This window comes from Acidobacteriota bacterium (assembly GCA_033549365.1).
Taxonomy (GTDB): Bacteria; Acidobacteriota; Aminicenantia; order Aminicenantales; family Saccharicenantaceae; genus JAWSUF01.
Genome location: JAWSUF010000002.1, coordinates 395,587 through 406,687 on the forward strand (window position 1 = coordinate 395,587; position 11,101 = coordinate 406,687).

Annotated in this window: 12 protein-coding genes and 1 riboswitch; of the genes, 7 read left to right on the forward strand and 5 right to left on the reverse strand. The window is 60.6% G+C overall.

Features of this window, described 5'->3' with window-relative positions:
- The first annotated feature begins 229 nt into the window (after window positions 1-229).
- The 5 genes from SCM96_04540 (at window position 230) to SCM96_04560 (ending at window position 4,772) form a co-directional block, all read left to right on the forward strand.
- Window positions 230-1,483 (forward strand): DEAD/DEAH box helicase, encoded by a 1,254-nt coding sequence (locus SCM96_04540; GenBank protein ID MDW7759890.1) that lies wholly within the window; start codon window positions 230-232, stop codon window positions 1,481-1,483.
- 253 nt (window positions 1,484-1,736) lie between these two features.
- Window positions 1,737-3,026, forward strand: a complete 1,290-nt coding sequence (locus tag SCM96_04545; protein MDW7759891.1) for a poly(A) polymerase — start codon at window positions 1,737-1,739, stop codon at window positions 3,024-3,026.
- On the forward strand, window positions 3,023-3,706 hold the full coding sequence (locus tag SCM96_04550; protein ID MDW7759892.1) for a DUF1538 domain-containing protein: 684 nt from the start codon (window positions 3,023-3,025) through the stop codon (window positions 3,704-3,706). Before SCM96_04545 ends, SCM96_04550 begins: the two co-directional genes overlap by 4 nt.
- Entirely contained in the window at window positions 3,703-4,434 is a 732-nt protein-coding gene (locus tag SCM96_04555) for a DUF1538 domain-containing protein (GenBank protein MDW7759893.1), read from the forward strand. The genes SCM96_04550 and SCM96_04555 overlap by 4 nt, the downstream gene beginning before the upstream one ends.
- The gene (locus SCM96_04560) at window positions 4,431-4,772 is read left to right on the forward strand and encodes a P-II family nitrogen regulator (protein MDW7759894.1); all 342 of its coding nucleotides are present in this window, start codon (window positions 4,431-4,433) and stop codon (window positions 4,770-4,772) included. The genes SCM96_04555 and SCM96_04560 overlap by 4 nt, the downstream gene beginning before the upstream one ends.
- Window positions 4,773-4,789: 17 nt before the next feature.
- Here the strand turns inward: SCM96_04560 and SCM96_04565 are convergent, their stop codons facing one another.
- From SCM96_04565 to SCM96_04580, 4 genes are read right to left on the reverse strand one after another with little or no spacing between them, the layout of a single operon-like run.
- Window positions 4,790-5,389: an ABC-type transport auxiliary lipoprotein family protein gene (locus tag SCM96_04565; GenBank protein ID MDW7759895.1), complete on the reverse strand. Its 600-nt coding sequence runs from the start codon at window positions 5,387-5,389 to the stop codon at window positions 4,790-4,792.
- Complete coding sequence (locus SCM96_04570) at window positions 5,386-6,330, reverse strand: MlaD family protein (protein ID MDW7759896.1); 945 nt, start codon at window positions 6,328-6,330, stop codon at window positions 5,386-5,388. The genes SCM96_04565 and SCM96_04570 overlap by 4 nt, the downstream gene beginning before the upstream one ends.
- Window positions 6,323-7,069, reverse strand: a complete 747-nt coding sequence (locus tag SCM96_04575; protein ID MDW7759897.1) for an ATP-binding cassette domain-containing protein — start codon at window positions 7,067-7,069, stop codon at window positions 6,323-6,325. Before SCM96_04575 ends, SCM96_04570 begins: the two co-directional genes overlap by 8 nt.
- Window positions 7,070-7,074: 5 nt before the next feature.
- Window positions 7,075-8,232 (reverse strand): ABC transporter permease, encoded by a 1,158-nt coding sequence (locus SCM96_04580; GenBank protein ID MDW7759898.1) that lies wholly within the window; start codon window positions 8,230-8,232, stop codon window positions 7,075-7,077.
- A 349-nt stretch (window positions 8,233-8,581) separates the two neighbouring features.
- Here SCM96_04580 and SCM96_04585 point away from each other — a divergent pair, with 349 nt between their 5' ends.
- A complete protein-coding gene (locus SCM96_04585) occupies window positions 8,582-9,163 on the forward strand; it encodes an outer membrane beta-barrel protein (protein MDW7759899.1) in 582 nt (193 codons plus the stop codon).
- Window positions 9,164-9,225: 62 nt separating this feature from the next.
- Window positions 9,226-9,378, forward strand: a complete 153-nt coding sequence (locus SCM96_04590; protein MDW7759900.1) for a hypothetical protein — start codon at window positions 9,226-9,228, stop codon at window positions 9,376-9,378.
- 232 nt (window positions 9,379-9,610) lie between these two features.
- On the opposite strand, the gene metK is transcribed toward SCM96_04590, so the two are convergent.
- Window positions 9,611-10,804: a methionine adenosyltransferase gene (gene metK / locus SCM96_04595; protein MDW7759901.1), complete on the reverse strand. Its 1,194-nt coding sequence runs from the start codon at window positions 10,802-10,804 to the stop codon at window positions 9,611-9,613.
- A 115-nt stretch (window positions 10,805-10,919) separates the two neighbouring features.
- Window positions 10,920-11,049: riboswitch (SAM-I-IV-variant riboswitch) on the reverse strand.
- Window positions 11,050-11,101 lie beyond the last annotated feature (52 nt).

Genomic DNA, 11,101 nt, shown 5'->3' on the forward strand with positions numbered 1-11,101 from the left:
CGATCTCCTCAATTCTCAGCGCCAAAGGCCATATGTAATAACAGTAAATACATTCATCAAAAAAGTCAAGATTCAAAGTTTAAAGGGGAATGGCTTTTTGCTTGCTGTACAGGCTCTGAAAGAGTATAATACTTTCTTATTCACTTGATGGAATTGTAATGGGTAGAAGTGTTTAGCCCCTCCTGGATTTCATTCCCCTGTGATGAATTTTATGAAATAAGGTAACGATATGAATTTTGACGAATTGAAACTTGACGAACGCCTGCGGCGCGGCATCGCCGACCGCGGCTACACACAACTGACCGATGTTCAGGCGCGCACGCTTCCCATCGCTCTCCAGGGATTGGACGTCGCCGTCCAGTCGCAGACGGGAACGGGGAAAACGGCGGCCTTCCTGATCGCGATCTTCGAACAGCTTCTCTCGGGCGACCTCCCCCCCGGGACCAAGGCGCTCGTCATCGCCCCGACCCGGGAGCTTGCCGTCCAGATCGAGGAAGAAGCGCAATCGCTGAACGGCCACATGAATTTTTCGATTGCCAGCATTTTCGGCGGCGTGAGCCTTTCCGACCAGACCAACAAACTCAATAAGGGCCTGGATGTCGTCGTGGGTACACCCGGCCGCCTTCTGGATCTTGCATCGCGCGGCATTCTGAATCTCAGGGAAGTCGGCATTCTGATCATCGACGAGGCCGACCGCCTCTTCGATATGGGATTTCTCCCGGATATCCGCCGCCTGCTCAAGCGGATGCCGCCTCCGGGCGAACGGCAAACCATGCTGTTCAGCGCCACGCTGAACACCCTGGCCCGGCGGCTCGCTTATGAATACATGGACCAGCCGGAGTTCATCTCGGTCACGCCGAAGCAGATAACGGTCGACACCATCGACCAGGAGTTCTACCGCGTGAAGAGCCACATCAAGATGAACCTGCTGATCGGCCTTCTCCAGGCCCGCAAGCCGCAAACCGTCCTCATCTTCACCAACATGAAGCATTCGGCGGCCAATGTAGCCCGGGATCTGGCCGCGAACGGCTTCCGGACGCGTCATCTCACGGGCGACCTGTCCCAGGTCCAGAGGCTGAAGATCATGGACGATTTCAAGGCCGGGAAATTCGCCATCCTGGTGGCCACCGACGTCGCAGCCCGCGGGCTCCACATCGACGGGCTGGAGATGGTCGTCAATTACGACCTGCCCGAGGATTATGAAAACTACGTTCACCGCATCGGCCGGACGGCCCGGGCCGGTCAATCCGGAAAGGCCGTCTCCCTGGCCAGCGAGAAGACGGAGGACCGGCTGGCGGCGATCGAAAAATTCATCAACATGAAAATTCCCGAAGTCGAGGCGGACTTGAGCCTTTTCGCAACGGACCGCAGCCTCGAAAATCGCCCCTGGAACAGGCGGCGCGACGACGGCCCTTCCCGGCGTCCGCAATCCCGCTCCGGCGGCGACCGCGGGCGAAAGCCGCGCCCCCCGTCGGGGCGCTGACACGCACTCGCCGCGGCTCGGCCCAACTTCAAATTGACTTCGCGGCGGCGTTGGTTTATCTTGATGCGTGTTGATGCTTTATTTTTTGAAGATTGTGACGTTTCAAAGATCTCCCGATTTCCCAATATTGAAAAGTCCGCCGAAATGTTGTTCTGTAAAACTCTGATTGACCAAGCGGGATATTCCCGGCTCTAAAACCGTGCGCATGGAAGACAACCCATCCTTTCGCCGGCCGCCGGATGAACCCGTTGTCTTGAGACGGGCCGAACATCCGATCTCGCGGCGGGACATCGATCATGACGCTCTCAAGGTTTTGAACCGCCTCCACCGGCTGGGCTTTACGGCCTATCTCTGCGGCGGGGCCGTCCGCGACCTGATGCTGGGCCGCACTCCCAAGGATTTCGACATTGTCACCGATGCCCGGCCGGGACAGATCCGCAAGCGTTTCGCCAACGCTTTTCTGATCGGACGGCGCTTCCGGCTGGCTCATGTCCGGTTCCAGGGCGGCAAGGTCATCGAAGTCGCGACCTTCCGCAAGACGCCGCTTCCGCCTGCCGACAACGGCTGCGAAAATGCTGTTGATTCGCCCGAGTCGTCCGAATCGCCCGCATCGGCCGAGGCGCCGTCGTCCCCCGGTCCACCTGCCGCTCCCGACATTTACGGCACACCCCGCGAGGATGCCTTCCGCCGGGACGTCACGATCAACGCCCTGTTTTACAACATCGCCGATTTCAGCGTCATCGATTATGTCGGCGGTCTCGAAGACATCGCCGGCCGCAGGATCCGCGTCATCGGCGACCCCGGCGAAAGGTTCGCCGAGGATCCCGTGCGCGTCTGGCGCGTCGTCCGCCACGCCGCCCGTATCGGTTTTGATATCGACGAGGCGACGGCCCTGGCCATTCCCGGTTTTCGCCCGCTCCTTACCGGATGCTCCGGCGCCCGTCTTTATGAGGAGCTGAACAAGGATCTCAAGACCGCTTTTCCGCCCGTCTTCGATGCCCTCCGCAACTGGGGACTTCTTCGCTATGTTCTGGGCAAGGCCGGAGAGGCCTACGAAGCCGATTCCGCGCTCTTCGCCCGGCTGCGTGCGCTTCTGGCCGTTGCGGCACGGGAGGCCGCGGCGGGGCGGCCGTTTTCGCTCGAAGAAATGCACGCTCTGTTGTTCCAGCCCTGGCTTGAACCCCGTGTCACGGGAGCCGCCGGAGATGTGGTGGCCGTACTCAACGAGGCGCTGATGGAAGCCCAAACGGGTGCCACAATCCCCCGGACGATGCGGGCCGGCGCCGTCCAGATTCTGTCCATAGCAGCGGCCCTGCACCGGGCTCTCCGCACCGGACGGATGCGGGCCTCCCTCAGAAACAGGGCCCATTTCCAACCGGCCGCCCGGCTGTGTTTCCTGTTCGAAAAAAGCCGGCTCCCGGAAGACGGCGAGTCGTTCGATCGGCTTTTCGCCGAGGTCAGGCCGTCGGCGCCGCGTCCGGTCCGCCGCCGTCGCCGGAGAAAACCGGGCCCCAAACCGCCCGATGGAAACACCGATCCATGAAGGAGATTCTGCACGAGACGCTGCAGGCCGTTCTGCCGCTCGCCGCGCTCGTCCTCGTCCTTCAGATTGCGGTCCTCGCCATGCCTCTCGCGATTGTCGTCCGTTTTCTCATCGGCGCGGTCATGGTCATGGCCGGACTTCTTCTGTTCTTGAAAGGCGTCCGCATGGGCCTTCTCCCGATGGGGCAGGCCATCGGGGCCGAGTTGCCGAAACGGGTGTCCTTCGGAATCCTGCTGGTTCTGGCTTTCGCCCTGGCCTTTGCGGCCACCGTGGCCGAGCCCGACGTCCGCGTTCTGGCCTACCAAGTGGATTATGTATCCGGCGGCGACATCGGCCGGGGCGTTCTCGTCCTGACCGTCGCTCTGGGCGTCGGCATTTCGGTCAGTCTGGCCATGCTGCGCGTCATTCTCGGCATTCCCATCGCCTGGATCCTGGCTGTGGGCTATGCCGTGGTCCTGATCTTGTCCATTTTCGTCCCTCCCAACTTCGTTCCCGTGGCCTTTGACGCCGGAGGTGTGACGACCGGCCCCGTAACCGTGCCCTTCATCCTGTCGCTTGGTATCGGCGTCGTCTCCGTCCTGGGCGGCAAGTCGGCCCTGGCCGACGGCTTCGGAATCGTGGGGATCGCCTCGATCGGTCCGGTGATCGGCGTCATGCTTCTGGGGATATTTCACGGATGAACATGATCCTCGAATTTCTGAACGCCGGAGACATCGTTCTCGAAGTCCTGACGGCTTTGATCCCGCTTGTCGTGTTTTTCGCCGTGTTCCAGGTCGTCTATCTGAAACTGCCGCGCGAAGCCCTGGTCAAGGTGATTCAAGGGGTCGGGCTGACCTTTGTCGGCCTGATTTTGTTCCTTCAGGGCGTCAAGACCGGATTTCTGCCCGTCGGCGAGGCCATGGGCCTTGCCCTGGGCGGCCTCGATCAAAAATGGATTCTCATCCCGATCGGGTTTTGTCTCGGGTTCGCCGCGACGGCCGCCGAACCGGCCGTCCGCATCCTCGGCCATGAGGTCGAGAAGGCCTCGACAGGGGCCATCCCGACTCGGGTCATCGTTCTGGCCCTTTCGATCGGCGTGGCCGTTTTTACGGCCGTCGGCATGTTCCGCATTCTGACAGGTCTTTCGCTCTATTGGATCGTCGTCCCCGGGTATGCGGCGGCTCTGGCCATGCTGCCGTTCTCGGACCGGACGTTCATCTCCATCGCCTTCGATTCGGGAGGCGTGGCCACGGGTCCGATGACCGTGACCTTCGTCATGGCTCTGGCCGTGGGCACGGCCTCCGCTCTGGACAACCGGCATCCCGTCCTGGACGGGTTCGGCCTTATTGCCCTCGTCGCCCTGGCGCCCATTCTTTCGATGATGCTCCTCGGACTTTTTTATGCGAGGAGAAAGGGGAAAACATCATGAAACCTCCATTCGATCTGATCATCACCATCGTCCCTAAAGGCGTTTCCGAACGCATTCTCAAGGCCTCAAAGGCGGCCGGCGCCGAGGGGGGAACCATCATCTTCGGCCGCGGCACGGGGATTCACGACACCAAAACCATGCTCGGCATCCCCATCGAGCCGGAAAAGGAAATCATCCTGACGGCCGTTCCCCGGGTCCGGACCGACAGCGTTCTGGCGGCGATCCTGGAAGCCGGAGATCTGGGCAATCCGGGAACGGGCGTGGCTTTCGTCCTGGAGCTGAAGCAGGTTGCGGGAATCTGCCATCTCCTCAAGGACACCATGGCATGCGAGGAGTAGACGGGACCGGGCGATAATCAGCGGTCCGGCGGATCGACGATTTTCCGGGCCAGGGCGCTCACGGCCCGAGCCAGTTCCTCCTCGAGAATTTGCGAGATCACGGCGGGCAGATGGGCGACATCCTTGCCCGGAAGTTTTTCCGTCCTGTCGAAAGTGTGAGTGTGGAGTGCAAGGTCCGAAGGATACTCCAGGAATTCGAGACTCATGGCCAGCCGGCCGTGCCAGAAATCCGGCTCGTCGATTTCCTCGATGACATGGATCCGGGACTTGAGGACGATATCGGGATCGGGCCCCGTGACGGTCCGGGTCACGCCGGCGAAGAGATTGTGTCCGGCCAGGTAGTGGCTTATGGCGTCGCCGACGAGCTTGCCGGGCTTGTCGGCCCAGAAGCCGTAGGAATAGAAGTTGACTTCGAAGGGGGAGACGCGGTAGAGGATCCGGAAGTCGTCGTAAAGGTCGTCGACGGAGACGGGATCCACGCGGAGTGTCCGTTGAATCGGCTGCAGCCCCTCGGCCCGGTTTCCGGTGAGCTGGATCTGGTAAAACCTGCGGACGGGCGACGACATGCAACCCCAAAGAACGGCGACGGCGGCGATACAGACGGCAAGTTTTCTCATTTCTTCTTTTCCTTTCTCAGCCTGAGGAAGATCGTCGGGTCCTGGGTCAGTTCGCGGGAAAACCGGGACAGGTTTTCCAGCGATTCGCCGAGGCTTGCAAACATCCGGTTGAGCTCCTCCTGCTGATACAGGAGGACGGATTCGATTTTCTTGAGGCTGGAGTTCCCCGTGGCGACGAACGTTTCCAGATTTGACAACACTTGGCCCATTTCCTCGTCCGAAAGCCTCCGGGTCAGGTTGGCCAGAACTTCCTCGGTTCCGGATTCGAGAACTCCGGTCACCTTTCCCATGTCGTCGGTTATTTTGCCGAGGTTTGCGGCGACGCGGGTGAACTCGGCCGAGGCCGCGGCGATATCGGCGATCGACGCCTCGAGGTTGTCCTTCCGGTCGGTGAGGACGGAGGACAGGACGCCGGAGCTCAGCTCGACGTTTTTCAGAAAGAGAGCGATTTTTTCCTGGTTGTCCTCGTTCAGCAGGGCGTTGATGCTCCGGACGGCGGAGTCGATGTTGGCCACGATGTCCTCGGCCTTTTCGCCCAGGCCGCGGGCCATTTCGATCTCGCCCCGGGGCTTGAGTTCGGGAGAGGCGGCGCTTCCGCCCGAAAGCTCGACGCTGCGCATCCCGGTGATGCCGATATAGACGAGGGCGGCCCGCATGTCCTGCTTGACGGAGAAGTCCCTGCGGATGCGAACATCGACGAGAATGGAATTCAGGTCCTCGGGGTTGACGTGGATCCGCGTCACCTTGCCGATATCCACGCCCTGGTATTTGACCGGCGAGCCCGGGAAGAGGCCGCCCACCGACATGTCCTTGAAATTGACGAAGTAGGCCTCGCCCTCCTCCCTGATTTTTGGAACGAGAAAGACCGCCAGGACAACCAGAATCGCGGCGGTCGCAACGAGAATGAAGACGCCCAGGCGGACGTTTTGTTCTTTAGTCATGGCGGTCGTCCTTTCTGAGAAAAAATGTCCGGATGAAGGGATCCGGCGATTCCTGAATGTCGGCCAGGGATCCCTGGAAATGGAGGCGCCCTTCGTTCAGCACGACGGCCCGGTCGGCGATCCGGTCGATGGAGCGAAGTTCGTGAGTCACGACGACGAGGGTCTTGCCGAGCTTCGTCTTGAGGTCGATGAGCAGGGCGTCGAGATCGGTCGATGTCACCGGATCGAGGCCGGCCGAGGGTTCGTCGCAGAAGACGACGTCCGGATCGAGAATGAGGGCCCGGGCCAGGGCGCCCCTTTTCCGCATCCCGCCGGAGAGTTCGGCCGGGCTTTTGGCCGCGCTTTGGGCCAGCCCGACCTGGTCGAGGCGCGTCAGAACCATGTCCCGGGTGATGTCTTCGGGGAAGCGCCGCCCGCTCATCCGGAGCGGCAGGGCGACGTTTTCATAGAGGGACATGGAATTCAGGAGGGCGCCGTCCTGGAAGAGAACGCCGATTCTTTCGTAGAGGGCGCGGGAGCTGGCTTCAGAGGCCGTGTCGACGCGGTTGCCGCGGTAAAAGATGTCCCCGGCGAGAGGCGGGATCAGCCCGACAAGGGTTTTGAGAAGCGTGGACTTGCCGCTGCCGCTTGTTCCGAGGATAACGGTGATTTCGCCCTCGGCGGCGGCGAAGTCGATGCCCCGGACGACGGGGACGCCGTTGAACCCGATGTCGAGGTTTTGTGCGGTGATGATCTCCATGGCGGTCACATGTAAAAAATGACGGCGAAGAGGCAGTCGATGAGAATGATGAGCGTGATGGACAAGACGACGGATTCCGTCGTGGCCCGGCCGACCTCGCCCGCGCTCCGGCCGACGAAGAATCCCTTGAAGCCGCTGGCCAGGACGATCGTCCAGCCGAAGACGATCGTTTTCACGAGGGCGATCACGACGTCCCGCAGGAAGACGGCCATCATCATCTGGCGGTAGAACGTCTCGGGCGGGATGCCGAGCTGGAAATGGCCGACGAGCATGCCTCCGAGGATGCCGAAGATGTTGGCCAGGGCCACGAGAAACGGCACGGCCAGGGTGATAGCCAGAATCCGCGGAACCATGAGAAATCTCTCCGGGGAGATGCCCATCGTTTTCAGGGCGTCGACTTCTTCGAGGACGTTCATGGTCGCGATTTCGGCCGTGATGGCCGCGCCCACCTTACCGGCCAGGATGATGCCGGCCATCATCGGGACGAGTTCCCGGATCATGGCGATGCCGACAAGATCGGCCAGGAAGATGTCGGCGCCGAACATCTTGAGCTGAACGGCCGCCGTCAGGGAGATGGTGACCCCGACGAGGAAGATCATCGAACAGACGATGGGGTAGGAGCGGTAGGCCATGAAATAGAGCTGGTTCCAGGTTTCGCCGGGGTAGACGCCGCGGCGGGATGTGAGATAGCCGATGGTGTGATGGAGGACGTCGGCCATGAGCGACAGGAATTTGCGGGCGCTTTCGAAGGCGCGGAGGGTGGAGAGGCCGGTCTTTTCCAGAAGGCCGAGATGGGTGGGCTTGGCTGCGGATGAGTCGAAGTCGGCGGATGCGTGGGACGCGTAGGCGGCGAAGGCCGAATCAAGTTCGGAGCTGACGTTTTCGAAGGCGATTTCCGGATGCTTTGCCCGGAAAAGGCGCATGAAAGCGAGGGCCGAGGTGTCGAATTCCTCGACCCGGCTGAAATCGATGGAGGTGGGTTGGGAGGCGGGGTGGGGGCCGGGGCCGGAGGTGGGGCTGGAGGGGCGCCTGGAGCGCTTGCCGCCGAGGATTTCGCTGAGTTCAGTGTAGAGCGCCGAAATATCGCGGACGACAAGGCGGGGAGGGAGGGTGATGCGGTCGCCGCTCACTGTTGCGATCTTTTTGCTGTCCGACATTGTCATGCGCAATCCCGAAGCTGATTCCTGGATATATACACTTATTATAGTAAAAAAATCGAGGTTGAACAAAATCGCACGATATTTTGAAGTTTAAAAAGCTATGATAATGTGACTCGCTCTTGACATGACACAGCAAGACCGATAGTGTCTTTGGTGATGTCCCGGCTTTGAAAACCCTGGGACGGCGGCCGCAGTCTCCAGGCTGCATCCGGCCGGATGTTTTCGGTTTCCGGCGGCGAAACGCAGGCAGGATCAGAAATGCCTGTGACGAGTCACCGCCACCGGCTCAGGTGATCGGGATGCTGGGGAGGCTTCGGGCATATTCCGATGAGCGAATGAAAGGATATACCCAATGACGACGACAATTAAAATGCTCGCAAAAACTGCGATTCTCAAGTTCGCTTTCTGCGTATGTCTTCTGCTTGTGGTCTCGGCGCCGGCGGCGTCAGATACTTTTTCGATCCAGGCCCGGGGCGCCTATTTCATTCCTTCGGAGGCTGTTTTCAAGGACATCTACGACGGTGGCGTTGTTTATGGCGGAGAAATCTCCCTGAAAATTTCGGGAGGCTTGAGCCTCTGGGCCGGAGGGAGCTATTTCAACAAATCCGGCGTGCTGACGTTTACCGAAGAGTCTACGACCCTTCAGCTCATTCCCATCTTTGGCGGGCTTCAGTACAAGATGAACTTGTCCCGCATCAGTCCTTATGTCGGCGCCGGCGTCGGGTATGTCCTCTACAAGGAGGAAAACCCCATCGGAAAGGTCGAGGATGGCGGCCTCGGATTCATCGGGAAGGCCGGCGTTCAGGTTATGATTGCCGGCCCGCTTTTCCTGGACGTCCAGGCGAGCTACAGCGTGTGCCGGGTCATACCCGGCGACATCGAGGCGGACCTGGGCGGCCTTAAGGCGGGCTTGGGGCTGGGGTTGCAGTTTTAGGGAGGGGCTCATCTCCTGTGCTTCCCTATACCCATGTCATCTTAACAAGGTTCAACCTGGGGATGCGGGAAAATGCTGCCCCCTTCATATCGCTGATCGAGCGGATTCGGCCGGATCGGCCGCTCCGCTCCATTGCCGGCTGCCTGCCCCACAGCAAGATCGCCGCCCGTTTTTCAGGGATCATGAATATCCGTTCGACCCAGGCCTGGCTGTAGGTCATCCATGACCGGAATCTCCAGGTCACAAAGACTTGGGGGCGCCGCCGGGTCAGGATCGCTGGTCTTCAGGAGTCTTTTGAGCTTGGGTATGAAATCCCGGCTGTCCGCGAACCTGCGGTGGCCCTATGGATCCAGAATATCCGTGCCCGGGCGGAACGCCTGGTGATCGATACCCTGAGCGAAGATCTGAAGATGAAGATCCGCCGCTGAAATCTCCCTGTCGATTTCGTTAGATCGCCTGCGGGATCACCGCCTCGGCGTCGGCCTTGATGCCGAACCAGTCCCGAAGCGCATCAACCCGGTCGCGGTTCTCCCAAGTGAATTCCGGGAGTTCGCGGCCGAAGTGGCCGTAAGCCGCCGTTTTGCGGTAGATCGGCCGCCTCAGGTCGAGCATGTCGATGATGCCGCGCGGCGTAACCTTGAAGATCCTGCGGACGGCCTCCTCAACGGCCTTTTCCGAAAAGCGGCCTCTCCCATTCATATTGATCATCAGCGACACCGGCTCGACGACCCCGATGGCATAGGCAAGCTGAACCGTGCACTGGTCGGACAGTCCGGCGGCCACGACGTTCTTGGCGATGTAGCGAGCCATGTAGGTCGCCGACCGGTCGACCTTGGTCGGGTCTTTGCCTGAGAAGGCGCCGCCCCCGTGGGGGCATGAGCCGCCGTAGGTGTCGACGATGATCTTCCGGCCGGTCAGGCCGGTGTCTCCCTTAGGACCGCCGATTTCGAAACGGCCGGTCGGGTTGATGAGATATTGGATATCGGCCGCCCGCCATCGCGGGGAAATGACCGGTTCAATGATCTCGGCGATCACGGCGTCACGAATCTCGGCGTTGGAGACTTCAGGGCCGTGCTGCGTGGAAAGAACGACCTTGGCGATCTCGACGGGACGGCCTCCGGAGTAGCGGACGGTGACCTGGGATTTCGCGTCGGGACGGAGCCAGGGAAGCCTTCCGGACTTTCTGACCGCGGCCTGGCGCTCGACGAGCCTGTGGGACATCGCGATCGGCAGGGGCATGAGCTCGGGTGTTTCCGTCGTCGCATATCCGAACATCAGGCCCTGGTCTCCGGCGCCGATTTCGCCCTCTTCCCGGTCGACGCCCATGGCGATGTTATCGGATTGACGGCCGAGCCGAAGAAGAACCCGGCAGCTTCCGCCGTCCAGGCCGTAAGCCGGATCGGTGTAGCCGATATCTTGGATGCAGCCGCGGACGACGTCCTCGTAGGGGATGGTCGCATCCGTCCGCAGCTCGCCGGCCACGACGGCCAGATTTTCCGTCAGCAGGGTTTCGCAGGCGACTTTCGCGTAGGGATCCTCGGCGAAAATGGCGTCCAGGACGGCATCCGAAACCTGGTCGGCCATTTTGTCGGGATGGCCCTCGGATACGGATTCCGATGTGAAAAGAAATTCCTTGCTCATAAAAAGACCTCCTCGTAACTCGATATCTTCCTGGGAGGTCCCGCAAGGCGGGAGACCGGGGCGCGCTTAGGGCAACAAAAAAACCCGCTTCCTCGATCAGGAGAGCGGGTTTCCGCGCTGGACAATTGGTTGCCGCGTGCGCTTTCGCGACCACATCCCCGTCTTGCGACGGGAAAGCACCTCGGTTGTCCGTCCCAGGTTGCCGGGCCCGACCCCGAGGGGTCGAACCTCTCCTGATGCAGGCTTCACTATACAGGGAATGCGTTGGTTTATCAAGAATTTTTTCAATATTTTTTC

Coding starts and splice junctions, on each gene's coding strand:
- SCM96_04540 (MDW7759890.1), top strand. CDS start 230: ATGAATTTTGACGAATTGAAACTTGACGAACGCCTGCGGCGCGGCATC.
- SCM96_04590 (MDW7759900.1), top strand. CDS start 9,226: ATGCGGGAAAATGCTGCCCCCTTCATATCGCTGATCGAGCGGATTCGG.
- metK (MDW7759901.1), bottom strand. CDS start 10,804: ATGAGCAAGGAATTTCTTTTCACATCGGAATCCGTATCCGAGGGCCAT.
- SCM96_04580 (MDW7759898.1), bottom strand. CDS start 8,232: ATGACAATGTCGGACAGCAAAAAGATCGCAACAGTGAGCGGCGACCGC.
- SCM96_04575 (MDW7759897.1), bottom strand. CDS start 7,069: ATGGAGATCATCACCGCACAAAACCTCGACATCGGGTTCAACGGCGTC.
- SCM96_04560 (MDW7759894.1), top strand. CDS start 4,431: ATGAAACCTCCATTCGATCTGATCATCACCATCGTCCCTAAAGGCGTT.
- SCM96_04550 (MDW7759892.1), top strand. CDS start 3,023: ATGAAGGAGATTCTGCACGAGACGCTGCAGGCCGTTCTGCCGCTCGCC.
- SCM96_04585 (MDW7759899.1), top strand. CDS start 8,582: ATGACGACGACAATTAAAATGCTCGCAAAAACTGCGATTCTCAAGTTC.
- SCM96_04570 (MDW7759896.1), bottom strand. CDS start 6,330: ATGACTAAAGAACAAAACGTCCGCCTGGGCGTCTTCATTCTCGTTGCG.
- SCM96_04555 (MDW7759893.1), top strand. CDS start 3,703: ATGAACATGATCCTCGAATTTCTGAACGCCGGAGACATCGTTCTCGAA.
- SCM96_04565 (MDW7759895.1), bottom strand. CDS start 5,389: ATGAGAAAACTTGCCGTCTGTATCGCCGCCGTCGCCGTTCTTTGGGGT.